The organism is Streptomyces pratensis, from assembly GCF_037137275.1.
GTDB lineage: Bacteria > Actinomycetota > Actinomycetes > Streptomycetales > Streptomycetaceae > Streptomyces > Streptomyces pratensis_B.
Genome location: NZ_JBBBEN010000097.1, coordinates 1 through 21,272, shown reverse-complemented (window position 1 = coordinate 21,272; position 21,272 = coordinate 1). Strand labels below are relative to the sequence as shown.

Sequence of the window (21,272 nt, the reverse complement as noted above, 5' to 3'; positions counted from 1 at the left end):
CCCGCTTCCCTCCGTGCCGCCCGTCACGGTCTGTCCATGGGGGCCAGCTCGAATTCGGCCCGGTCGGACTCGACTCCGTTGATCTGGAGGGAGATTGCGTGCCGCCCCGGGTAGTAGCGGCGTGTCGTGATCGGCCGGAACGAGTGCTCCCGCATCACCTCCATCTGTTCGCCCGGTGCGAGGGTTCGGGTGGCGAGTTTGAAGGTCTTACCGGTCAGGGTTCCGTTGGCCTTGCGGTGATGCACGATGTAGTCGATCGTCAGCCGCGCCGCAGAAGTACCTACGTTGCGGATTGAGGCGGTGAGCTGGACACTCTCGCCAAGAGGGACGACGTCCCGGTCCAGTCGGGGCCCGACCACGTCCAGGACCGCGGGAGCGAAACCGAGCAGTTCCAGTGCACCGAGGTGGCCGCGCTTGATGAGCGTGCGCAGCCCGTGCCGCACCAGGCGCTCCGTGGTGGCGTCAGGACTGTCCAGCCAGCGGCGCGCTGTGTCGACGACGATCTCGGGGTGGTCGCGGCTGAGGTCGTTGAGGTGGTTGGCGACCGAGCGGCGTACGTATTCGCTCTCGTCCCGATAGAGGGTGTCCAGGATGGGGACCGTCGCTCCGGGACGGGTCAGGATCTGCGGCACCCGTACCGCCCAGGGGAGGTAGGGACGGGTGCCTTCCGAGGAGAGCCTCCGCACATCGGGGTCTGCCGATCCAGTCCAGTCGCTCACGATGGTGTTGAGCGCCCGGTCGAGGTCGTGTCGCAGCAGTGTTCTGATCGCGAACTCGGAGGAGAGCCGCCCGGTGAGCTCGGCGAGAAGCGCCATCGCGTCGTCGAAGGCGGCGGTCTCGTCTTCCTGGACGGCGCGGGTGGCGAGCGCGCCGGTGACCGGCCAGATCAGCCATCCGGTGAACTGCGGTGCCTTGTCGCGGGCTGTTCGTACGGTCCGGGCGAGTGTGGCGTAATCGCCCGGTAGGTCTGTCAGCAGTGCGTCGCGCAGCAGGTCGGCGCGCTGTCTGAGGGGCAGCGGGCCGATCTGCCGTGCTGCCGCGTGCAGTGCCGTGAGGGTGGCGTCCGGAGCGGCGGCCCGGATGGCGTGCGTGAGGTTCTGCACGGTGTGGCGGCTGATGAGTTCGTCGGCGAACGGCATGCTGGTCTCTCCGTCATGTGACGTGGTGCAGTGCAGTGGTGAGTTGCCAGTCCACGCTGGCGTGGTCGATCGTGGCATGGACGGGAGAGTCCGCCATTTCGCCGGTGATTCCGGCGGCGCCGGCGCGGGCGTGCGGCAGGCTGTCGTAGGCGACGATGTCGATGATGCGTCCGTCGTCGGTCTCGACGATGCGTCGCCACAGGAAGCCGGGCTGTCGCTTCAGGTAGGCGTCGATGTCCGCGTTCGCCTGGACGAAGTCGTCGGCGGTGAGGCCCGGTGCTGGGCGCAAGGTGGCGATCTCGAGTGTCTCGGCCATGGTGTGTTCCGTTCTCGTCAAGCAGTGCTGTTGAGGGAGGTCAGCGAACGAACGCCTTGGCGGACAGGCCGTTGACCGTGGTGTCGCCCTGCTGGAAGCCGACCATGGACTCGATCATGCTGTGCGGGTAGTCGAGGGTGGGTGCCGTGAGGCTGTCCAGTTCGGTGATCTGCGTGTCGGTGAGCGTGACGTCGAGCGAGGCGAGATTGGCGGCCAGCTGCTCTTGAGTCCGGGCGCCGACCAGGGTGGATGTCACCTCGGAGCGCTGCCGGACCCAGGCGAGCGCCACCGCTGCCACTGTCGTACCGAGGCTGTCGGCGATCTCCCGCAGGGCGTCGAGGAGGACGAAGGTCGGTTCGCTCAGGTAGGAGGCGGCGTACGCGGTGCGCCCGGAACCGGCCACCTCGGTGGTGGTGCGCGAATACTTGCCGGACAGGACACCGCTGGCCAGCGGGCTCCACGGTGTGATGCCGAGCCCGAAGCGGCGGGCGGCTCCGAAGGTCTCGCCCTCGACGCTACGGGCGAGCAGGGAGTACTCGACCTGGAGCGCGGCGACGGGCTCCCACTCCCGCAGCCGGGCGGTGGTAGCGGCCTCGGCGACCCACCAGGCGGGCACGTTGGACAGGCCGATGGCATTGACCTTGCCCGCGCGGACCAGATCGGTGAGGGTGGAAAGGGTCTCCTCGACGGGAGTGTGCCGGTCCCACTGGTGCATCCAGTAGAGGTCGATGTAGTCGGTATTCAACCGCCGCAGAGATGCGTCCAGTTGGGCGCGGATCGCCTTGCGGCCGGCACCGCCGGAGTTGGGGTCGTCGGCCACCATGCTGCCGCCGAACTTCGTCGCCAGGACGACGCGGTCACGGCGGCCGGGGCGCTGGGCGAAGTAGCGGCCCAGAGTCTCTTCGGAGGCGCCGCCGTTGTACATGTTCGCGGTGTCCACGAAGTTGCCACCGGCGTCGAGGTAGTGGTCCAGCAGCCCGAACGAGGTTTCGGGGCCGGAGCCCCAGCTGCCGTCGTCGAAGTTCATCGCGCCGAAGGCGAGAGGGCTCACGCGGAGCCCGGAGCGGCCGAGGGTGCGGTATGAGGTGAGAGACATGGTGTTTCCTTCTGGGTTCTCGGAGTCTCAGAACTGCGGATGCGGACGATGGACCGCGGTGGGGGGGGTGGACTCCACACTCGCTGACAGGACCCCGAAGAGGGAGGTTGTGCGAGGGTGGGTGTGCCACACCCAGGCAGACCGATCGTGATCGTGGATGCGACGGCCCGGATGCGAGCGCCGACATCTGGCGCTGGTACTCAGCGGCACAGCGCGTCGCACGAGCCAGATCTTGTGGGAGAGCGGGCCGACTGGTGCAGGGGTACACAGAGCCTCGAAGTGGAGATCCACTGGCCCGTGCGGCCGGGCTCTTGAGTCTTCAGCGGCTGGAGGGCTCAGGATTCCACCCTTGGAGGAAGAACGGTCTGGCGTCCTGACTATCGGCCAACTCGCCCTTCTCACGGGGCGTCCATTTGGTGGGCCGGCAGGTCAGGCAGGCCGTGGAGAGGCCAGGAGGCACAACATCGCCCCTGAGGGGCCGGGAGCCGCCAAAGTACTGTCCGAGCTGTTCGGTGAGGCACATCGCGTCGACGTGCTGCGCAGCCTGGAAGCCGGGATGGAGGCAGGGGCGGAGCAATATCGCCTACTCGTCGCCCGTGTGCGCGGGCGGGATACGTCCCCTGATGCGGCCGAGGAGCTGAAATGGCTGGGGCGGGCCCTGCGGGCTGCGGACCAAGCCTGATCGGCCGGGCCGCCCCAGCTCCGCATGGGCAGATGGAAGCCTTAGCCCGGGCGCGCCCTGTCCCGCAAGGCCATGTGACCAACGTGAGGAGGCACGCATCCGCATCATGGTGAGCACGGTCTTCGTAGGGTGACGGAGCGAACGAAGTGGCAGCGATCACCATCGTTGCTTTCCGCTCATGGCCGCGAGGTAGGTGAATGCCTCGGCACTGCGACTTCCCGGGGCGGGAGCTCCGACCAGCAGGTGCTGTCCCGGGACGGCCGCCACGCCGTGGAGGCGGTACGAGAGCTCGATGTGTCCGGCTGCTGGGTGGACCACCTTTCTGTACGCACGGTCCAGGCCGATCGGCGCGCCGCTCTCCCACCTCCTCGCGAAGTCGGCCGACTCGATGGTCAGGTCGGCGACGAGGTCCATGATCTCGGTGTCCTGGGGCAGCTGGACGGCATTGAGACGCAGCGTGCGAAGCGAGCCGGCGACGGCCATCGGCCATTCGGTGAAGTAGCTTCGCGCCCCGGGATGTGTGAAGAGGATCCGAAGCAGGTTCTGATCACCGCCGGCGAAGGGAGACAGCAGTGCCTGGGCGTGCGCGTTGGCCGCCAGGATGTCGAAGCCGGGACTCAGTACGTAGGCCGCTGCCTGGTGAGAAGCGTCGAGGATGTGCAGTAGTTCCGGGTGCGCCTGTCCGCGTGCGGTGTCGGGACGCAGGTTCGGGTTGAGTCCGGCGAGACGGAACAGGTGGCTTCGCGCGTCGGGGGGCAGACGAAGGGCCTGGGCGAGGGATTCGGCGATCGGGGGCGAAGGGTGTCGCTCCCGGCCTTGCTCCAGTCGGCTGTAGTAGTCGGCGCTGACGTGCGCCAGGACCGCCACCTCCTGCCGGCGCAGTCCATCCACCCGGCGGCGACGACCACCGGTGCCCAGGCCGACGTCCGCGGGAGCCAGCCGGGATCTGCGGGCCCGAAGAAACTCCCCCAAGGAGTTCTCCCCTGGCTCCCCGGCATGCCCGCGGGTTCGTGCCGAGCCCATGGGCACCATGGAGGGCACGTGCATGCGCATCCGAACTCCTTCTCGGCTCGGCGCACCGGAAGTCGGCGTGCCCGACGCGAGCCGGCCCTTCGGTGCGCTTCAGGCATCCTGCGGGGTCTTGAGGTGGTAGCGGGTGTCGCCGGTGAAGTCGATGGTGACCTCACGCCGGGCGAAGGACCACGTCCCCTGACGCCGCTCGAAGCGGTCGCGGTACCGTCCGCCCGCCACCATCTGCAGCGGCAGGAGGCCGGGCACTGCCTGGAGGATGTTGTAGTACGACCGCGCTTCGGCGCTGTCGTCGTCCTCGTTCACCTCGATGAGGATGTTCGTCGTGATGTGCCGGGTGCGCAGGGTCCCGTCGTCGTGCACGACCAGCATCGAGCCGATCAGGTCCTCGATGGCCTTCCCGCCGCGGAGGCTCACCTCGCCCGACACGAACTCCGCGTTCTCGAAGAGTGCGCCGAACTCCGCGAAGTCGCCCTCGTCGACGAGGTGCGAGTAGCGGGCGATGAGGTTCTCGATCTGTCGGGCGCTGGAGATCGAGGAGGTGGAAGCAGGCATGGCAGTGGCCTTTCGACAGGGGGAGCCGCTCGCCCCGGCGGGCGAACACCCTCAGTCTGTTCGCGCGGCGACCGGCCAGGAAGGACCTGTCTTCCTGGGTGCCACACACCCATGTTCCACTCGGATCCGCAGGTGGCCGGACCACCTGCGATGTCCCTACAGGTCCTTGATCTGCGAGTCACCGACGGCGAGGGCCAGTTCGGGGCCGTAGGCGGAGGAAGGCGACTGGAAGCCGGGAGTGAAGGAGCCGTTCAGTACGCGGCGGGCGATTTCCACGGAGGAGAGCTGGGTGAACCGGTAACCGGTCGGTGTGTCGATCAGGGCCCGGGTCGCGCTGCCGTCCCGGCCGGTGACCTCGGCTACGACCTTGCTGCGTCCCACCTGCCGCTCCTGGGCGGTAGGGCCGTCGGGCAGCGTCGAGAGGTCCAGGTCGATGGGGAGCGGCTGGCCGACCTGCACGTACACCTCGATCGAGGGGACGCCCGTGGCGTAGTGACTGGTGATCAGGTCGCCCATGGACACCGATACGCACTCTTCGAGCCCGTCGTCACCGAAGTCGAACGAGGCCGCCTTGGGCTCCGGCAACGCGACGATGTCCCCGTCCTTGCGGACCAGCACGCCCAGGTCGCCGATGCCCTCGGTGGCGCTGACGATCGACCCGCGGGAGAAGAGGTTCAGGCCATCCGACTCCTCGGGGGTCGCGCTGAGGAGCTTGAGCGCCAGGCGCAGACTGATGGGCTCGGTGACGCGTGCCGCGACGTGGGCGGCCACGCAGTCACTGGGCACGACGTCCCAGCCGGCGCCGGACATGACCATCACGCCGGCGGCCTCAGCCTCGGCGTGCCGGGAGCGCGCGGCGGCGAACACGTCGTATTCGGCGGTGGTGTCGAGGTAGTGCACACCTTTGTCGATGCAGGCGTCCATCAGCGGTCCCGCGGTGCGGTGGAAGGGGCCGGCGACGTTCAGGACCACGGTGATGCCATCGAGCGCGTCGCGCAGGAGCGCGGGGTCGTCGACCGTGAAGGCGCGGCTTTCAACGCCCAGTTCCTCACCGAGTGCCTTGACGCGCTCCTGGTTGCGGCCGGCCACGACGACGTCGAGGCCCGACTCCTTGGCGTGCTCGGCGACAAGCTTCCCGGTGTAACCGGTGGCTCCGTAGACCAGCAGGCGGGGGGTGACTGACATGATGCTCCCATGAACAGGTAGGAAGTGGGACTGCGGGAAAGGCCGGTCCCGAGCGGTGACGCGCTCGGCGCTGTGTGCCTTGCATCCAGGCTAGGAGCAGATCCGGACACCTACGGTCCTGGTCTTTCACCGGTCGCTGCTTGGGGCCCCCTGATCGTCACCACTGCTCTCCTCGTCACAGCCGCTCCGATCGTCACTTCTGCTCGTCGGCTTCCTGCCGACCCGCGCCATTGCCGCGGTACAGGACGTCGAGCCGGGCGAGGAGTGCCTCGCGAACGGAGTCGGGTGACAGCACCTCCAGCGGCGTGCGCAGGCTGAGGAGGTAACCGGCGAGCTGATCGGGGTCGGACCCGCCGATGCTGATGACCGTCGCGTCCGGCCCGTCGGGTTCATGGGTGGCGACGATGGGTGCCACCAGGCGCCGGGCGTCGTCGAAGGACAGTGAGAGCCGGACCCGGGCGAAAAAGGGATATCCGGTGCGGGTGATGGTGTCGGAGACCAGCTGCGCGGCGTCCGGGGCGTCCAGCACCTCGACCACTTCCCCAGTGGACTCGACCTCCACGACCCGGTCCGCACGAAACGTCCGCCAGGCCGATCGTCCGACATCACGGGCCACGAGGTACCAGTGGGCACCGGTGTACACAAGGCGGTGCGGGTCGACGCACCGGACCGTGGTGGTGCCGTGCATGTCACGGTAGGTGAGCGTGGTGCGCTCGGACGCCCGGCAGACGGAGGCCAGGAGCAACAGCACGTCGGCGGACGCCCGGGGGGTCTCGCAGCGCGGAGTGTGTTCGACGGTGGCGTCGAGGCCCGCCAGCCGCCTCGCCATCCGGGTGGGGAGGATCTGCCGCAGCTTCAGCAGTGCCGACAGCGCTGCCGGGTCGGCGCCGAGTGCTGCACCGTGTGCGGCTTCCCTGAGCGCCACGGCCACGGCGAAGACCTCGTCGTCGTCCAGGTTCAGCGGCGGCATGCGGTTGCCCGCACCGAAGCGGTAGCCGCCGCCCGGCCCCGGCACGGACTCCACCCCGTAGCCGAGCTCACGCAGCTTGTCGACGTCCCGGCGCACCGTGCGTTCGGTGACGTCCAGTTGTCGTGCGAGTTCCGCGTTGGACCAGGTGGGCCTGCTCGACAGCAAGGACACCAACCGAAGCAGCCGAGCGGAGGTGGTGATCATGGAACGAACCTATCCGGGAGCCGCGAGCGGGGCGGTCCCGCGTGGATCGGAGGCGGCGTAGAGCTCCCTCACCCCCGCGTAGCAGCCTCGGCGGGGCATCACACGATGGTCGTCGCGCCGCGCTCGGCCGGCGCCACGAGGGACGTCACCGCCGCAGCGCCCGCACTGCCGGGCTCGGGAACGCCGACCAGAAGCTGCTGTCCTGGAGCGTCGTGGACGTCAAAGGTCTGGTAGGCCAGCTCGATACGGCCGACGCCGGGCAACACGAAGACCTTGTACGCGCGGGTCATGCTCTCGACCTCGTTCTCCTCCCACAGCCCCCGGAAGTCCGGCGATTCCTGCGACATCTCGGCCACGAGACCGCTGATGCCAGGGTCGTCGGGGAACCGGCCCGCGTGCAGCCGCAGCGCGTGCACCGTGGCGCGCGCCACGACGGGCCACTCGACGAAGACCTCTCGCGCACGGGGGTGCTGGAAAAGCACCCGGATCATGTTCGAGGTGCCCTCGAAGGGTGCGAGGAGCGCGGTGGCGACGGCGTTCTTCGCGAGTACGTCGAAGGCGGGGCTCAGCACGTAGGCGGCGGCCGCGGGAAAGGCGTCCAGCAGGTGCAGCAGGGAGGGGTGGACCAGATCGCGGCCTGCGGCCGAGGTGAGTGCGGGGTGAAGGCCCGCCAGCCGGAAGAGATGGGTCCGCGCGTTTGGTGTCAGGCGCATCGCCCGCCCCACGGCGTCGACCACTTGCGGCGAGGGATGGCGCTCGCGCCCTTGTTCCAGGCGCGCGTAGTAGTCGACGCTCACGCCGGCGAGCACAGCGACCTCTTCCCGCCGCAGACCCTTGACTCTCCGGCTGCCACCACCGGCGAGCAGACCCACGTCGGACGGTTCGGTGCGGGCGCGGTTCGCGCGCAGAAAGGCGCCGAGTTCGTTCTGTGGCTGCTGCATTTTCCGACCTGTCGGTTGGGGTGAACGAGAGGGTGATGTAGGGACCGGCCGGGCGGCACGGCCCTCTCTACCGGGCTTTCCGCCCGTCCTCAAGAACGGTGGAGACAGTCCGCATCAAGTGCTCACGCACCGATTGCGGATCGTCCAGGTCTCCCCCGGCCATCGCACCGTCCCGCAGAAGAACGAGCACCGCGGTGGTGTGCTCGCTGTCGGTGCAACCCGCAGCGGTCACGAGGTTCAGGACCGTCTGCCGGAACCAGGACCGGTGGGCCTGGACCGCCCGCCGGACAGGATGCCCTGGGCCCGGGTACTCAGCGGCGGCGTTGATGAACGGGCAGCCGCGGAAGCCCGGCCCGCAGATCTCCGCCCCGACGCCCGCCATCATCATCAGCAGCAGGGCCTCGGGGTCGGTACTCGTCCGGAACGCCTCCGTCACCTCCGACCTGATCTGCTGGTCGCGTTGCTCGACATGGGCGAGCACGAGGTCTTCCTTGCTGGGGAAATGGCGGTAGAAGGTGACCCGGGTGACCTGGGCCTCAGCGATGATGCGGTCCACGCCGACGTGACGGATGCCGTCGGCGTAGAAGATGGCGGAGGCCGTCTCCAGGAGCCGGGCTCGGGCCGGAGACGCTGTCGCGGGGGCTTGGGGCGGGGTCATCGCACCACTCTACCGGAACGACCGTTCCTCAGCAGAACGGCGAGACGGCCGCACCCCGAGCCTTCGGGTTCAGATGAGTTACCGCCAGCCAACTCCTTGCGCCCGCCCCAACTTTCAGCGATTCAGTCGTCGATTGACGATCACGAGAGCAAGCAGTACGGTCAGCGAAGTAGATAGAACGTTCCATCTACCTATGGAGCCCTCCGGGTCTCCTCATGCCACCAGCAGAGAAGGCACACCATGCCCCGACGCCACACCCACCCCGCACGCCGTACCCGTCGCGCCGTACTCGCGGTCGCCGGCGCGGCAGCCCTGGCCGCCGTCGCAGTCCCCGCCCTCGCCAGCAGCCCTTCAGATGACGGGAAGGCCGTCGCCACCGCAGCTGCCGCCTCGTACTCGGCGCCGAAGCCGACCGTCCTGCTCGTACACGGCGCCTGGGCCGACTCCTCCAGCTGGAGCCCGGTGATCGACCGGTTGCAGACCCAGGGATATCCCGTACAGGCGATCGCCAACCCCCTGCGCGGGCTCGCCTCGGACGCGGCCTATGTGAAGAGCCGGATCGAAAGCATCGGAGGTCCGGTCGTCCTGGTCGGGCACTCCTACGGCGGCGCGGTCATCGGGGAGGCTGCCACAGAGGAGCCCAATGTGAAGGCACTCGTCTACGTCGCGGCCTTCACGCCGGACAAGGGCGAGTCACTCGGCGCGCTGGTCGCCAAGAATCCCGGCTCGCACGCCACACCGGACGCGCTGAACCCCGTTCCCTTCGACATGGGCAACGGCGTGAGTGGCGTGGACCTCTCCATCAAGCCCGACAAGTACCGTGACGTGTTCGCCGCGTCCCTGTCCGCACGCAAGGCCAACAGTCTCGCCGCCGCGCAACGGCCGATCAGCGCCGCCGCCCTCGAGGAGACCGCGACCAACGCCGCCTGGCGAGACATTCCCTCCTGGTACCTGGTCACGCGCCAGGACCACGCTCTGCCCCCGGCCACCCAGCGCTTCATGGCCAAGCGGGCTCACGCGCACACCACCGAGGTCAACTCGCCCCACGCCGTCATGCTGACCCGCCCGGACACCGTGACCGGTCTGATCCGGCAGGCTGCGACGGCCACCCGGTGAACGGCACGGCGTTCGCACCGGCTCACCCAGCACAGACGGCATACAAGGAGACACAATGGCAGGCTCGATAGAAACAGGGAGTACGGTGCCGGAGTTCGTCCTCTCCGGAGGCGTGCTGCGCGGTGGTGACTTCGCCCGGGGGACCTACAGGCTCGACACCGAACGCGCGCGCCCCCTGGTCCTCGCCTTCTACCCGCAGGACAACTCAAGTGTCTGCACAAAGCAGTTGTGCTCCTACTCGAGCGGGCTGGAGCAGTTCACCGAACTGGGTGCCGAGGTCTGGGCCATCAGTCCGCAGGACGTCGACAGTCACGAGCAGTTCGCCCGCACGAACAACCTCCGCTTGCCCCTGCTCAGCGATCCGGACCGCACCGTGGCCAAGCTCTTCGGCGTCGCCGCCCCCGGCGTCGGCCTGAGGCGCTCGGTGTTCCTCGTCGCCCCCGGAGGGCGGATCGCATGGAAGCACGCGGCGCTTGTCGGCTTGACCTGGCAGCCCCTGGAGAAGCTCACCACGGAACTCTCCCTGCTCTGAGCTTCCGGGCCGCTGCCCAGGCGCTCGCTGCCTGGGCACCCGACAGCGCCGCGGCAGCAGCGGTGGCGTTGCAGAGCTCGTCCTCCAGGTGAGGACGGCGAGCCGAGGTCAGTAACACAGACAGAACAGCGAGGGGCCCGGCTGGTCAGGCGACCAGCCGGGCCCCTGGCTGCGGGGCCTGTTGCGGTGTCCGGTCACAGGCCATCCGCCATCAGGACCCGGTCCTGGTGGCCTCGTTCATCGATTCGCGAGGGCCGTGGCCACGGCCTCCAGCCCGTCACGGTAGATGCCGGTGAAGAGGGTCTCGGCCTCCTCGTCACTCACGCCTTCGGGAACGAAGCGTCCACTCCACTGGGTCTCGGCGGCCTCCGGCCTGCCGGGCACGGAGAAGACGCGGAGGGTGGAGAGGTAGCCGGTGACGGGGAAGGGCGCCTGGAGGATGGCGTAGCTGTAATAGCGCTCCTCGGCGCTGTACGCGGTCATCCGCTCCACGATGACCCCGCCTTCGGCGTTGGTCAACCGTCGGGCCCGGCCGCCCTGCTCGGGGACGGTCTTGGGGATGTACGGCAGCCAGTCGGGCAGGGAGTGGAAGCCGCCGATCAGTTCGCAGACCCGCTCAGGGGATGCCTGGACGACGCGGCTCACGGAAGTGGAGGCCATGGTGGCTCCTTTACGTGGGGGGATGTGGGGAGTGGATGCGGGCGCGGGTCAGACGCCGGCGGGGAGCGGGGCCGCCGGGTCGAGCAGGCCGGCAGCGCGCAGGTCGTGCCAGAAGGCGGCGGGGATCTCCTCCCGCAGAGCGCCGAGGTCTTCGGCTATGCGGGAGGGGCGGGTGGCACCGGGGATCGCGGCGGCTGCGGCCGGGTGGGCGAGCGCGAACTGGAGCGCGGCGGCCTTGATGGACACCCCGTGCCGGTCGGTCAGTTCCCGGATGCGCCGGACGGTTTCCAGGATGTGCGCCGGGGCCTCCTGGTACTCGAAGTGGGTGCCGCCGGCCAGGACGCCGGAGCTGTAAGGGCCGCCGACGACCATGTCGACACCCTGTTCCTGCGCCGCGGGCAGCAGCCGCTGGAGGGCCTGGCGGTGGTCCAGCAGGGTGTAGCGGCCGGCCAACAGGAAGCCGTCGGGGCGCGGCTCGTCCAGGGCGAGGGTGAGCTCGACGGGCTCGACGCGGTTGACGCCCAGGCCCCAGGCCTTGATCACGCCCTGATCGCGCAGCTCGTCCAGGACCCGGAAGGCACCGGTGCGGGCCGTCTCGAACTGGGCGAGCCATCGGTCGCCGTGGAAGTCCTGGGCGATGTCGTGCACCCAGACGATGTCGAGCCGGTCGGTGTTCAGCCGCTTGAGGCTGTCCTCGATGGAGCGCTTGGTCGCGTCAGCGGTGTAGTCATCGACCACCTTGTTGGGGCGGCCGTGCTCGAACAGACCGCCCTTCTCGCCGAGTTCACGGGCTGACGGGTCTTCTTCCTCGTCGAGGATGACGCGGCCGACCTTCGTCGAGAGGACGTAGGAGTCCCGGGGCTGCTGGGCCAGCAGCTCACCGAGCCGGATCTCGGCCAGGCCCGCACCGTAGAACGGTGCGGTGTCGTAATAGCGGATGCCCTGGTCCCAGGCGGCCTGGAGGGTGGCCTGGGCCTCTTCCTCGGGGATGGCGCGGAACATGTTGCCCATGGGGGCGGTTCCGAAGCCCAGCGACCCGGGCAGCAGGTGGGTGAGGCTCATCAGGGGGGCTCCCTTTCGTGCGTGGTGGCGAGCCGCTCGGTGCCTCGGGTGGGCCCTGCGCAGCTTTACCTGCATACGACATTACTTGCACACGCCATTAAATGCAAACGCGGGTTATCGGCGCATGGATGCTGACTCACGGGTTGGGGTGGGTGCTCCGGTCCCCATGTGGGGACCGGAGCACGGCGGCTGCCGGGCAGCTCAGGGCAGGATCGAGTCGACGTAGCCGCCGTCGACGCGCAGGGCGCCGCCGGTGGTCGCGGACGCGTAGGACGAGGAGAGATAGACGACCATGTGGGCGATCTCCTCGGGCTCGATGAGGCGCTGAATCAGGGACTGCGGACGATGCTTGATCATGAACTCGCGCTGCGCCTCGTCCCAGGGCAGCTTGTCGCCGACCAGCTCACGGACGAAGTCCTCGACGCCGCCGGTGTGCGTGGGGCCGGCGATGATGGAGTTGACGGTCACGCCCGTGCCGGCCGCCTCCTTGGCGAAGCCGCGACTGACGGCGAGCAGCGCGGTCTTGGTCATGCCGTAGTGGATCATCTCGGCGGGGACGACCACGGCCGAGTCGCTGGCGAGGTTGAGGATGCGGCCCCAGCCCCGCTCCGTCATGCCGGGCAGATAGGCGCGGATCAGCCGGACGGCGGAGAGAACGTTCACCTCGAAGTAGCGGCGCCACTCCGCGTCGTCGATCTCCAGCGGGGCGGCAGTGCCGAAAATGCCCAGGTTGTTCACCAGGACGTCGACCACTGGGACGGCCTCCAGTACGGCCGCGGCACCCTCCTCGGTCGCCAGGTCGCCCACGGCGGCGATGACGTCGTCGTTGCCGGAGTCGGCACGCACCCGGTCCACCGCGGCCGTGACGCGCTCCGCGCTCCGCCCGTTGACGGCGACCCGGGCTCCGGCGCGGGCGAGGCCGACGGCGATGGCGTATCCGATGCCCTGGGTGGAGCCGGTGACCAGGGCGGTACGGCCGGAAAGGTCGATCTGCACGATGGTTCCTCCTTGTCGAGGGTGTGAGGCTGCAGGTAATCCGGTGCCGGTGCGCGGCAGGCGCCCCGAGTACCCGCCCCCGTGACACGAGGGACGGGACGGGCACTCGGGGCGGTGGTCAGTTGAGGGTGTCGGGGTCCGGGCCGGTACGCAGACCGCGGTCCAAGCCCGCGATGGCGGACATCTCGGCGTCGCTCAGCTCGAAGCCGAAGACATCGAGGTTCTGCCGGATGCGCTCGGGAGTGACGGATTCGGGGATCACGATGTTGCCGCTCTGAAGGTGCCAGCGCAGCACTACCTGCGCCGGGGACACTCCGTGTGCTCCGGCGATCCTCACGATCGACTCGTCCCCGAGGACCGCTCCCTGGGCCAGCGGGCTCCACGCCTCGGTGGCGATGCCGTGCTCGGCATGGAAGGCGCGCAGCTCGTTCTGCTGGAGCGCGGGGTGCAGCTCGATCTGGTTGACGGCCGGGGTGACACCGGTGTTTCCGAGGAGCCTCTGCAGGTCGGGGACTCGGAAATTCGAGACGCCGATGGCGCGGGTGCGCCCGCTCGCCAGGATTTCCTCCAACACCTTGTAGGTCTCGGTGTACAGATCGCGGGCCGGGGTGGGCCAGTGGATCAGGTAGAGGTCGATGTAGTCGAGGCCGAGCTTGTCCAGGGAGGCGTCGAATGCGGCCAGGGCCTTGTCCTTGCCCTGGTCGTCGTTCCACAGCTTGGTCGTGACGAAGAGTTCCTCGCGGGGAAGGCCGGAGGCGTTGAGGGCTTTGCCGACGCCTCCCTCGTTGCCGTAGACCGCAGCGGTGTCGATACTGCGGTAACCGGCATCGAGCGCGCCGGCGACGGCGGCGGCGGTCTCCTCGTCGGGGACTTGGAAGACGCCGAAGCCGAGCTGCGGCATGACCACACCATTGTTGAGTGTCACGTTCGGGATGGCAGTCATGAGGGGCCTTTCGGTGGTGCTGTCGGTACTTTCCTTGCCGGTCAGCGCTGATCGACGCCGACCGGTGCGAGCGGAGGCTGGTCAGAGGGCCTGGAGCGCGGTCCGGGCGAAGCCGTGGTCCTGCTCGGGAGCGCCGCCACCGAGCCCGAGGGCGCCGATGAGATGACCGCCGCGGTGGACGGGCACTCCGCCGCCGATGAACAACAGGGGCTTGTTCAGCGCCGTGGGCAACGAGTGGAAGGGGCCGTCCGGCTTGACCAGGTCGGCGAGTTCAGCGGTCGGTGCGTTCAGTTGCAGGGCGGTGTAGGCCTTGGCGGTGCTGGTCTCGCCGGAGATGAGCACGGCGCGCTCGTCACGACGGAAGGCCAACAGGTGCCCGCCGGCATCGAGAACGGTGATGCTGACGGGACCTTCCGCCTCGTCAGCGGCACGACGTGCCGCAGCGATGAGGGTCTCGGCGTCGGCAATGGTCAGCGGGGCCGCGGGGGTGTTCACGGGTCACTTCCTAATGTGAGGGATGGACGGCCTCGTGTCGCGGCGACCAGGAGCGGATAGCGCTCACCACGGCCGAAACGGCGCCTGAGTCGGCAGCCAGGACGACATCTGGGGCAGAGGTGAGGGCCGCGTGCAGGGTCTGTGGCTTCGAGGGGGCTGGCGCCCAGGACGGTCATGCTCGGTGCGCCGATCCCAACGGCCAGGTCAGCAGCGCGAGCGGCATGGCGAGGGTCCTCGGACGGCGCAAAGGGAGAGGTAGGGCGGTGACTCCCGGAGTGGACGATGCATTCGCCCCTTACCTGCGTTCACAATAGTTGCACACGCCGGATAATTGCAAGCGCGGGTATAGTGAACTAGGGGTTGCGCCCGGCAGGCCCCCTGTCAGCCTGACACCACCGCTCGCAACCAGCCTGAGGGAGCTGCGCATGACCGCCACCGACCCGGCGATGACCGCACTGGCGCACAGTTGGTCGGCCCTCTCATTGCTGCACGGCCGCATCGAAAGCCGCGTCGAACGCGCACTCCAGGCAGGGCACGAACTGAGCGCCCGCGAGTACTCACTCCTCGACGTGCTCGGCCGACAGCACAACGACGAGGGCGGGCACCTGCAGATGCGCCAGGTCGCCGACTCCGTCGTGCTCAGCCAGAGCGCCACCACGCGACTGGTGACCCGGCTGGAACAGCGCGGGCTGCTCTCGCGCTACCTGTGCCCCACCGACCGTCGCGGCATCTACACGGATGTGACCGACGCCGGCATGCGCCTGCTGGACGAGGCCCGCCCCACCCACAACACAGCCCTGAGCAAGGCCTTGGACGAGGCGGCCGAGGACCCCGCGCTCGCCCCCCTCGTCAAGGCTGTCCACGAGCTGCCGGGCGCCATCCAGCCGACGTGAGCCGGGCCCTTTTGTCAGCGGGCGAACCCTTCCTGGGGCTGGATAATCTCCAGATTTGTGCCGTCCGGGTCATTGAAGTACGCGACCTTCGTACCGAGCGCTTGCTCCGGGGTGACCTCGCCGGCGAGGAACGTGTAGTCATCCCCCAGAAAGTCGTACCCGGCCTTCTTCATGCGCCGGTAAACCGCGTCGAAGTCGTCGACCCGGAAACACAGGTGCATGGAGCCAGGGCGGTTCGCCTTGCCGTTCGTGCGCTCGCCTACCGGATCCTGAAACTGGATCAAGTCGATGCCCAGGCCGTCCAGGTTGATCGTGGCGTAACGCAGTTCTGCGTTCGGCAGCCCTTGGGAGCCACCGAACGGAACGCTGTTCATGGTGCCCTGCGCGACGGGTTCTCTCCCGGTCAAGGCTTGGTAAAACGCGATCGAGGCGTCCAGGTCCGAAACCGAGATGCCGACGTGGGCGGCCTGGGTGAGATGCATCGAGGTGCTGCCGAGCGCAGAGGCAGGGGCCTGGACATCGGGCGGCCGCCCGAACACGTCCTGCGCCGGATCATGGACTTCTCCTCCACGTCACCCGGACCGGGATCCCATGGTGATACCTCCCGCACGGCTTCGCCCCGCGGGAAACCGTCCATGGACAGTTCACCGCCGACAGAAGGACGCGGTTCTCGACCGTCTCTCAGGAGCCCTGAGGGAAGTCCGCGCTTAGCGAGGCCGCTTCGAAGGCGCTCAGTTCTGCCGCCATATCCGCCACTTGCTCCTGGACGGCCGCGTACCCGCCGGCGCCCAGGACGATACGGCGGGGCGGGGTGGCGCTGTTCATCGCATCCACGACAGCACGCACTCCGCGCTCCGGGTCGCCGGGCTGCCGACCGTCCTGTTCGATCATGGAGGAGCGGACGGATCGGATCAGGGGAAGGTAGGCGTCGACCGTCTCGCTCACGGCCTCGTCGGCGAATGACGCGTAGGCGTGTGTCCGGAAGGCGCCTGGCTCCACGGCCAGGACCTTGATCCCGAACGGGGCGACTTCGTGGCGCAACGCTTCGGTCAGTCCTTCGATGGCGTACTTGGCGGCGCTGTAGTAGCCGAACCCCGGCGTACTGCGCAGGCCTGCGACGGAGGACATGTTGATGATCCATCCGTCACCCCGCTCTCGCATGCCCGGCAGGACGGCACGAAGCATCTGCGCGACGGAAAAGAAGTTGAGCTCGAAGGAGGCCCTGACCTCACTGTCGGGCGCCCCCTCGACGGAGCCGTACCATCCCCGGCCGGCGTTGTTGACCAGGACGTCGATACCGCCGAAACGCTCTTCGGCGGCCCGGACGGCCTCGTGGACCTGGGACGCGTCGGTGACGTCAAGGGAGTGGACGAGCACCCGGTCGCCGTGGCAGGCGGCCCAGTCCTCGAGCAGGCGAGGGCGGCGGGCGGTGAGGACGACGTTGTCGCCCGATTTCAGGGCGGCGTTGGCGTAGGCCATGCCGAATCCGCCGGGGGTGCCGCCGGTGATGAACCAGGTCCTCATGTTGTTCGTGCTCCTGTCAGGGTCGTGGTGAACAAGGGTGGCGGGCGGCTGGTCAGGGGGCGATGCCGAGTTCGCTGATCAGTCCATGGGCCAGCACGAATCGGCAACGCAGATCGACCTTCCCGCCAGGGAAGTCCCCTTCGAGGTGCTGGCTGACGGTGTACCGGTCGGATGCGTCGCGTTCCGCACCGGTGAGCGTGCTCGCGTAGGTGTACTCGGTGTCGGTCCGCCCGAGCCATCGGCTGATGGCCTCGGCTCCCTCGTAGGTGTGTCCGTCGTCCGCAACCGTGGCGTGCGGCGCGAAGGCCGATGCCGCAGCCGAGACGTCCTTGGCGTCGCGGCCCGCCAGGTAGCGGGTGATCGCTTCGGGCAGGTCGGTGGGGTTGATCGGCGTCGGGTGCTGAGTCATGGGTTTCTCCTCTGCGCCAGGGCGAGCAGTCACGGGATGCTGCTCTTGCAAGCCGGGCGGCGACATGCCTGACGTGGGCACATCACCGCAGAATCACGCAGACTGCTAAAATAGAAGGTACTGACTTCTACACTAGCAGTTACTTCTGGAGGATGACATGACGAGCCGCATGCGACTGGAGGACCGGGAGTGCCCGCTGTCGACGACGGTGCAGCACGTCGGCGAGTGGTGGACTCTGCTGATCTTGCACGACGCCTTCGATGGCTATACACGCTTCGACCAGTTCCAGCAGAACCTGAACATCTCCACCAGCATGCTCACCACGCGGCTGAAGACGTTGGTCGCGGACGACCTGCTGGAACGACGGCTCTACCAGGACAAGCCGGCCCGCTACGAGTACGTGCTCACCGAGCGGGGCCGATCCCTTCGGCCCGTGATGGTGGCCCTGGCCGCCTGGGGGAACCGGCACCTGACACCGCAGGAACGATCCATGATCTTGGTGGACGCCGCCAGCGGCGAGGAGGTCGAGCCGGTTCTGGTCGACGCCCGTACAGGCAAAAACCTCGACGACAGTGAGGCTTTCGTCTTCGCCGCCGGCCCGGCCGCGAGCACCGCAATGCGCTCGCGGTACACGGGATCGCAGAGTCAGCGGCCGGGCAGGGTCGACGGGCAGTAGGCGCGCCCGGTTCGCCACCACTCACGGGCAGCGAACCGGTGCCTCGCCTCCTCGAAGATCATTCCTCCGGGAGTTCCCGGCCAGGCTGGCCGACTGCCGCGCTTCAGGGCGATGGTGCGGCCCGCGCAAGAGCCCGCGTCCGTGATGGTTCACCGGTCACGACTGCCGCGTCCGGGACGTCCGCGAGCAGCCGTGCCGCCGCCGTATCGAGGGCCGCGCGGTCACCCCCGGATGGAGGCCATGCCCGCGCCGGCGGCCAGCAGCCGCGGCCGCCGGTAGGTCAACGCCGCCGTGCGGCGAGTAGTCAGCTTGCGCGGTCTCACTCGATCGTGCACCTGTGATCTTCCCTTCCAGTCGCCGGACCGGGAGCGCTCGCGGTCGATGCCACGTGAAGGTAGGGCCTGGGCTTTTGAGCTGTCGGACCTCTCGCCCTCCCCGTACCAGCTGGAGCCGACGCAGTCCGTGATCGCCTCCCGCAGTGGGTCGGACGCGGTGCCGTTCGACGCGCGTTCCACGACGCCTCACATCCGAGCCTGCTGCTGGCGGCAGGAGAGCGTGACTGATCTCCGAGAACGCCGCGGCGAGGAGGTCAGTGCCAGTCATCCCCGGGCAGGAGCACCATGTTGTGCGCGCCGATGGCATCAGTCACTTCATCGAACTTCTCCTGGGTCCAAGGCTCTGGAGGGCCGCCCGTCGAGCCGTAGTTCAGGAAGAACGCCTCGGGCCCTGCCGGGGTGTAGAAGACGAGCAGGCGGGCCGGTTCCTGCGCCAGGTTCCGAAAGGCGTGCCGGGTCCCTTTGGGTATGTAGACGAAGTCACCGGGGTGAGCCGTGAACCTCTGGTTCCCGTTGAGGAATTCGAACTCCCCGGTGAGCACATAGAACGCCTCGTCCTCCTTGGAGTGAATGTGCGGCACGTTGCCGTGCCCCGGTTCGACGAGCCCGCTCATGAACGCGAGAGCACCGTCCGTCGCCTCGCCAGTGACCTTGACGGCGAACGTCTCGTGGCCTGTGAGCCGAGTGACGCCTTCGTCCTTGCGGACGACGAAGCCGTTGGGGGAACTCCAAACCGGATCGTCCTTGTCGGGGAGCGGTGAGCTGAGAGCCATGATCGCGGTCCCTTCTCCGCGGCGCCGCCCGAGTGGCCCGCCGCGGCAACATGTTGACTGTAAGTCATTGAACGCCAGTCAAGCAATACTGTCGATGTGGGGCCCTGCTCGCCCCTCACATACGCTGCAGGACGACATGGCCGCCGCCGAGGAGGGATCGACGTGAGCGCACCCGAAGCAGAGAGGCCGCCGACCCGTCGGCAGGTGGCAGCTCAGGAAACGCGCCAGAAACTGCTGTGCGCCGCCCTGGAGCACTTCTCCCGGCGCCCTTACGGAGAGGTGACCGTCGGGGACATCGCACGTACGGCGGGTGTCGCTCACGGACTCCTGTCCCATCACTTCAAAGGCAAGGAAAGCCTCTACGCAGAGGTCGTGCGGGAGGTCGACCAGCAGCTCAAAGCAGCAACGAAGTTGGAGTCCGACGGACCCGTACCCGACCGGCTACGTCGGCACTTCGTTGCGCATCTACGCTTCCTGGCCTCGCATGAAGACGCCGCGCTCAATCTCGTCCTGCGTCGTACGCAGGGAACCGACGTGGCGTCGACGGCCTTCGAGGCGACATGGGAGGAGGGGGTCCGGAACATCTGCGCGGTGCTCGGCCTCGACGCCGACGACCCCGTTCTGCTGCTGCCTATACGGGGGTTCGGCGCCGCCTGCGACGAGATGTCCCTGCTCTGGCTGCGCAACGGCCGCCCGGTCGAGATCGATGCCCTCGCCGATGCCTGGATCACCCTGCTCGTGGGCGCTGTCCGCGCCGCGTACGGCCTCACACCTACCCGCGAACTACGCGAGGCGCTCGTCACCCTGGAGTGAGACCAAGCCGCCCCGGTCAGCTCACGCCGGGTAGTTCCGTGCCTGTTCCGTTGCCTTCTCCGATGGCGGCTCGCGTCAAGGGCGCCTCCTCCTGGCCGCCGTCACGACCACTTCCGCCACCAGGCGCGCCTTGCCGTTGGAACTGCGAGACCCGCACCAGCATGTCTCACGCCTTCTGCAGCGAACACCGGCTTCGGCCTGGGCAAAAGGCCGGTCCCGGGGGTGGGAGGGAGCACCGGAATGTCACGGCCGATCCCACTTGGCGGGCCCTCTCAGCGAGGCCGTGCCCGTCAGGCGAACACCACTTCGGGCCAGGGGAATGCTGCGCGACGACGCCACCAGCAGCAGGCGCCTCCCCAGCCCCGGGGCCCAGGGTGGGCTGCGGGCCAGCATGGCCTGGCGGCTGTGGACCCTTCCAGTTCGGGGTCGTTTCCCGGGTGAGCCTGCGGCTCATCAGGTCGCCCCTCGCAAGGTGGGTCATCGCTTCCAGAGCGGTGTGGGTGAGTTTCGTGGTCGCGGGCGAGGCGGCGGTGGTGCATGAGCCATCCGAAGTCCGCTCGACGATCCAGTGCCGCGGCATCATCTTGAAGCCCTTCTGTGCGGCGTCGCGGGGGACTTCGACGTCGAGATGTCGAGGGCGGCACCGTGATCGATGGTCTTGGTGCGGTAGCCACTGTCGACCCACGCCTTCGTGACGCGAGGGCGGCCTCCGGCCGTGTTCGGGAGCAAGCGCATTCCGCCGGCATCGTCACAGACGCTGGCGGCGGTGACCAGTACCGGCACCAGCGGTGCCCAATCCTTTGGTGCCGGGCGCAGGCCCTTGGCCACACCTCATCTGAGCCTCCTCCGGGGTGAAGACGAGCGCACGGCGCTGAGTTCGTAGCGGTGGTGGAGACGTCGGTAGCCTGCGAGCCCGGGCAACGGAGCCCTCCTCGCTTCAGCGGCGGCGGCCGAACCATCGTGAGGACTCAGCATCTTTTCAGCCGACCGAGGCCCTGGCTGTCGTACGTGTCGGCGCCGGAATCAGATGGCGGTAGGGGCAGTCCGTACCGGTCGATGGCCAGGCAAGTTCTGAATACTAGTCAGCCCCAGTCGGTCGTCTTCGTTCCCGCCAGAGGCCCCCTTCTGCCGCTCGGACGCTCCGGGAGTAGGTCGTGCGCCGAGTCCAGTCCAACTCGCCCGAGCCCCGAGCTCCTCCAGGACTATGCGGGGGGTGCCTCTATGTCTTTCGTCAAGGCGTCCGAGTTCGGTGTGGGGTGGTTCGGGGTTG

General features: G+C 68.4%; 24 protein-coding genes and 2 pseudogenes. 6 read left to right on the top strand and 20 right to left on the bottom strand.

Annotated elements, in window-relative coordinates:
- Positions 1–23: 23 nt before the first annotated feature.
- The 9 genes from V9U70_RS22425 to V9U70_RS22385 all read right to left on the bottom strand — a co-directional run bounded on the left by V9U70_RS22425 (position 24) and on the right by V9U70_RS22385 (position 8,775).
- On the bottom strand, positions 24–1,139 hold the full coding sequence (locus V9U70_RS22425) for a DNA alkylation repair protein (RefSeq protein ID WP_336677916.1): 1,116 nt from the start codon (positions 1,137–1,139) through the stop codon (positions 24–26).
- A 13-nt stretch (positions 1,140–1,152) separates the two neighbouring features.
- Positions 1,153–1,455 carry a hypothetical protein gene (locus V9U70_RS22420; RefSeq protein ID WP_336677914.1) on the bottom strand — a complete coding sequence of 101 codons (303 nt, stop codon included), beginning with the start codon at positions 1,453–1,455 and terminating at the stop codon, positions 1,153–1,155.
- Between the two features lie 40 nt (positions 1,456–1,495).
- Positions 1,496–2,551, bottom strand: a complete 1,056-nt coding sequence (locus V9U70_RS22415) for an aldo/keto reductase (protein WP_336677913.1) — start codon at positions 2,549–2,551, stop codon at positions 1,496–1,498.
- Positions 2,552–3,389: 838 nt separating this feature from the next.
- A complete protein-coding gene (locus V9U70_RS22410; protein ID WP_336677912.1) occupies positions 3,390–4,205 on the bottom strand; it encodes a helix-turn-helix transcriptional regulator in 816 nt (271 codons plus the stop codon).
- A 150-nt stretch (positions 4,206–4,355) separates the two neighbouring features.
- A complete protein-coding gene (locus tag V9U70_RS22405) occupies positions 4,356–4,817 on the bottom strand; it encodes a nuclear transport factor 2 family protein (protein WP_336677910.1) in 462 nt (153 codons plus the stop codon).
- A gap of 156 nt (positions 4,818–4,973) precedes the next feature.
- The gene (locus tag V9U70_RS22400) at positions 4,974–6,002 is read right to left on the bottom strand and encodes a saccharopine dehydrogenase family protein (RefSeq protein ID WP_336677908.1); all 1,029 of its coding nucleotides are present in this window, start codon (positions 6,000–6,002) and stop codon (positions 4,974–4,976) included.
- A gap of 193 nt (positions 6,003–6,195) precedes the next feature.
- Positions 6,196–7,176, bottom strand: a complete 981-nt coding sequence (locus V9U70_RS22395; protein WP_336677906.1) for a helix-turn-helix transcriptional regulator — start codon at positions 7,174–7,176, stop codon at positions 6,196–6,198.
- A 98-nt stretch (positions 7,177–7,274) separates the two neighbouring features.
- Positions 7,275–8,117, bottom strand: coding sequence for a helix-turn-helix transcriptional regulator (locus V9U70_RS22390; protein ID WP_336677904.1), 843 nt, complete (start codon positions 8,115–8,117; stop codon positions 7,275–7,277).
- Positions 8,118–8,184: 67 nt separating this feature from the next.
- Positions 8,185–8,775, bottom strand: coding sequence for a TetR/AcrR family transcriptional regulator (locus V9U70_RS22385; protein ID WP_336677902.1), 591 nt, complete (start codon positions 8,773–8,775; stop codon positions 8,185–8,187).
- 240 nt (positions 8,776–9,015) lie between these two features.
- Here V9U70_RS22385 and V9U70_RS22380 point away from each other — a divergent pair, with 240 nt between their 5' ends.
- Together V9U70_RS22380 and V9U70_RS22375 are read left to right on the top strand one after the other, a co-directional pair.
- A complete protein-coding gene (locus V9U70_RS22380; RefSeq protein ID WP_336677901.1) occupies positions 9,016–9,891 on the top strand; it encodes an alpha/beta fold hydrolase in 876 nt (291 codons plus the stop codon).
- Positions 9,892–9,946: 55 nt separating this feature from the next.
- Positions 9,947–10,423, top strand: a complete 477-nt coding sequence (locus tag V9U70_RS22375) for a peroxiredoxin (RefSeq protein ID WP_336677899.1) — start codon at positions 9,947–9,949, stop codon at positions 10,421–10,423.
- A gap of 237 nt (positions 10,424–10,660) precedes the next feature.
- Here the strand turns inward: V9U70_RS22375 and V9U70_RS22370 are convergent, their stop codons facing one another.
- From V9U70_RS22370 to V9U70_RS22350, 5 genes are all read right to left on the bottom strand, one after another.
- Positions 10,661–11,083 (bottom strand): SRPBCC family protein, encoded by a 423-nt coding sequence (locus V9U70_RS22370; protein ID WP_336677897.1) that lies wholly within the window; start codon positions 11,081–11,083, stop codon positions 10,661–10,663.
- Between the two features lie 48 nt (positions 11,084–11,131).
- Positions 11,132–12,145: an aldo/keto reductase gene (locus V9U70_RS22365; RefSeq protein WP_336677896.1), complete on the bottom strand. Its 1,014-nt coding sequence runs from the start codon at positions 12,143–12,145 to the stop codon at positions 11,132–11,134.
- A gap of 201 nt (positions 12,146–12,346) precedes the next feature.
- Entirely contained in the window at positions 12,347–13,141 is a 795-nt protein-coding gene (locus V9U70_RS22360) for an SDR family NAD(P)-dependent oxidoreductase (RefSeq protein WP_336677894.1), read from the bottom strand.
- A gap of 118 nt (positions 13,142–13,259) precedes the next feature.
- The gene (locus V9U70_RS22355) at positions 13,260–14,084 is read right to left on the bottom strand and encodes an aldo/keto reductase (RefSeq protein WP_336677892.1); all 825 of its coding nucleotides are present in this window, start codon (positions 14,082–14,084) and stop codon (positions 13,260–13,262) included.
- 81 nt (positions 14,085–14,165) lie between these two features.
- Complete coding sequence (locus V9U70_RS22350) at positions 14,166–14,579, bottom strand: GlcG/HbpS family heme-binding protein (protein ID WP_336677890.1); 414 nt, start codon at positions 14,577–14,579, stop codon at positions 14,166–14,168.
- A 425-nt stretch (positions 14,580–15,004) separates the two neighbouring features.
- Between V9U70_RS22350 and V9U70_RS22345 the strand changes: the two genes are divergently transcribed.
- Positions 15,005–15,472 carry a MarR family winged helix-turn-helix transcriptional regulator gene (locus V9U70_RS22345; protein ID WP_336677889.1) on the top strand — a complete coding sequence of 156 codons (468 nt, stop codon included), beginning with the start codon at positions 15,005–15,007 and terminating at the stop codon, positions 15,470–15,472.
- A 14-nt stretch (positions 15,473–15,486) separates the two neighbouring features.
- Here the strand turns inward: V9U70_RS22345 and V9U70_RS22340 are convergent, their stop codons facing one another.
- Positions 15,487–15,954, bottom strand: coding sequence for a VOC family protein (locus V9U70_RS22340; protein ID WP_336677887.1), 468 nt, complete (start codon positions 15,952–15,954; stop codon positions 15,487–15,489).
- Positions 15,955–15,963: 9 nt separating this feature from the next.
- Here V9U70_RS22340 and V9U70_RS22335 point away from each other — a divergent pair.
- Positions 15,964–16,174 (top strand): annotated as a pseudogene (locus V9U70_RS22335) (transposase); the annotation flags it as partial.
- Here the strand turns inward: V9U70_RS22335 and V9U70_RS22330 are convergent.
- Both V9U70_RS22330 and V9U70_RS22325 read right to left on the bottom strand, forming a co-directional pair.
- Positions 16,154–16,996, bottom strand: a complete 843-nt coding sequence (locus V9U70_RS22330; RefSeq protein ID WP_336677885.1) for an SDR family NAD(P)-dependent oxidoreductase — start codon at positions 16,994–16,996, stop codon at positions 16,154–16,156. The pseudogene V9U70_RS22335 and the gene V9U70_RS22330 overlap by 21 nt on opposite strands.
- Before the next feature lie 52 nt (positions 16,997–17,048).
- Positions 17,049–17,405: an RING finger protein gene (locus V9U70_RS22325; RefSeq protein ID WP_336677884.1), complete on the bottom strand. Its 357-nt coding sequence runs from the start codon at positions 17,403–17,405 to the stop codon at positions 17,049–17,051.
- A 157-nt stretch (positions 17,406–17,562) separates the two neighbouring features.
- On the opposite strand from V9U70_RS22325, the gene V9U70_RS22320 reads away from it, so the two are divergent.
- Complete coding sequence (locus V9U70_RS22320; RefSeq protein ID WP_336677882.1) at positions 17,563–18,081, top strand: winged helix-turn-helix transcriptional regulator; 519 nt, start codon at positions 17,563–17,565, stop codon at positions 18,079–18,081.
- A 221-nt stretch (positions 18,082–18,302) separates the two neighbouring features.
- Here V9U70_RS22320 and V9U70_RS22315 read toward each other — a convergent pair whose 3' ends face one another.
- Both V9U70_RS22315 and V9U70_RS22310 read right to left on the bottom strand, forming a co-directional pair.
- Positions 18,303–18,596: a hypothetical protein gene (locus tag V9U70_RS22315; protein WP_336677880.1), complete on the bottom strand. Its 294-nt coding sequence runs from the start codon at positions 18,594–18,596 to the stop codon at positions 18,303–18,305.
- A 74-nt stretch (positions 18,597–18,670) separates the two neighbouring features.
- Positions 18,671–19,189 carry a cupin domain-containing protein gene (locus V9U70_RS22310; RefSeq protein WP_336677877.1) on the bottom strand — a complete coding sequence of 173 codons (519 nt, stop codon included), beginning with the start codon at positions 19,187–19,189 and terminating at the stop codon, positions 18,671–18,673.
- Positions 19,190–19,351: 162 nt separating this feature from the next.
- Between V9U70_RS22310 and V9U70_RS22305 the strand changes: the two genes are divergently transcribed.
- Complete coding sequence (locus V9U70_RS22305; protein ID WP_336677875.1) at positions 19,352–20,002, top strand: TetR/AcrR family transcriptional regulator; 651 nt, start codon at positions 19,352–19,354, stop codon at positions 20,000–20,002.
- A gap of 412 nt (positions 20,003–20,414) precedes the next feature.
- Here the strand turns inward: V9U70_RS22305 and V9U70_RS22300 are convergent.
- Positions 20,415–20,788, bottom strand: a pseudogene (locus V9U70_RS22300) (transposase family protein); the annotation flags it as partial.
- Between the last annotated feature and the right edge of the window lie 484 nt (positions 20,789–21,272).

What these genes read in the sequence shown, in the direction of transcription:
- V9U70_RS22330 (WP_336677885.1), bottom strand. Translation starts at nt 16,996, where the DNA reads ATGAGGACCTGGTTCATCACCGGCGGCACCCCCGGCGGATTCGGCATG.
- V9U70_RS22425 (WP_336677916.1), bottom strand. Translation starts at nt 1,139, where the DNA reads ATGCCGTTCGCCGACGAACTCATCAGCCGCCACACCGTGCAGAACCTC.
- V9U70_RS22380 (WP_336677901.1), top strand. Translation starts at nt 9,016, where the DNA reads ATGCCCCGACGCCACACCCACCCCGCACGCCGTACCCGTCGCGCCGTA.
- V9U70_RS22405 (WP_336677910.1), bottom strand. Translation starts at nt 4,817, where the DNA reads ATGCCTGCTTCCACCTCCTCGATCTCCAGCGCCCGACAGATCGAGAAC.
- V9U70_RS22310 (WP_336677877.1), bottom strand. Translation starts at nt 19,189, where the DNA reads ATGGCTCTCAGCTCACCGCTCCCCGACAAGGACGATCCGGTTTGGAGT.
- V9U70_RS22325 (WP_336677884.1), bottom strand. Translation starts at nt 17,405, where the DNA reads ATGACTCAGCACCCGACGCCGATCAACCCCACCGACCTGCCCGAAGCG.
- V9U70_RS22395 (WP_336677906.1), bottom strand. Translation starts at nt 7,176, where the DNA reads ATGATCACCACCTCCGCTCGGCTGCTTCGGTTGGTGTCCTTGCTGTCG.
- V9U70_RS22420 (WP_336677914.1), bottom strand. Translation starts at nt 1,455, where the DNA reads ATGGCCGAGACACTCGAGATCGCCACCTTGCGCCCAGCACCGGGCCTC.
- V9U70_RS22370 (WP_336677897.1), bottom strand. Translation starts at nt 11,083, where the DNA reads ATGGCCTCCACTTCCGTGAGCCGCGTCGTCCAGGCATCCCCTGAGCGG.
- V9U70_RS22340 (WP_336677887.1), bottom strand. Translation starts at nt 15,954, where the DNA reads ATGCATCTCACCCAGGCCGCCCACGTCGGCATCTCGGTTTCGGACCTG.
- V9U70_RS22345 (WP_336677889.1), top strand. Translation starts at nt 15,005, where the DNA reads ATGACCGCCACCGACCCGGCGATGACCGCACTGGCGCACAGTTGGTCG.
- V9U70_RS22320 (WP_336677882.1), top strand. Translation starts at nt 17,563, where the DNA reads ATGACGAGCCGCATGCGACTGGAGGACCGGGAGTGCCCGCTGTCGACG.
- V9U70_RS22375 (WP_336677899.1), top strand. Translation starts at nt 9,947, where the DNA reads ATGGCAGGCTCGATAGAAACAGGGAGTACGGTGCCGGAGTTCGTCCTC.
- V9U70_RS22385 (WP_336677902.1), bottom strand. Translation starts at nt 8,775, where the DNA reads ATGACCCCGCCCCAAGCCCCCGCGACAGCGTCTCCGGCCCGAGCCCGG.
- V9U70_RS22415 (WP_336677913.1), bottom strand. Translation starts at nt 2,551, where the DNA reads ATGTCTCTCACCTCATACCGCACCCTCGGCCGCTCCGGGCTCCGCGTG.
- V9U70_RS22365 (WP_336677896.1), bottom strand. Translation starts at nt 12,145, where the DNA reads ATGAGCCTCACCCACCTGCTGCCCGGGTCGCTGGGCTTCGGAACCGCC.
- V9U70_RS22390 (WP_336677904.1), bottom strand. Translation starts at nt 8,117, where the DNA reads ATGCAGCAGCCACAGAACGAACTCGGCGCCTTTCTGCGCGCGAACCGC.
- V9U70_RS22400 (WP_336677908.1), bottom strand. Translation starts at nt 6,002, where the DNA reads ATGTCAGTCACCCCCCGCCTGCTGGTCTACGGAGCCACCGGTTACACC.
- V9U70_RS22355 (WP_336677892.1), bottom strand. Translation starts at nt 14,084, where the DNA reads ATGACTGCCATCCCGAACGTGACACTCAACAATGGTGTGGTCATGCCG.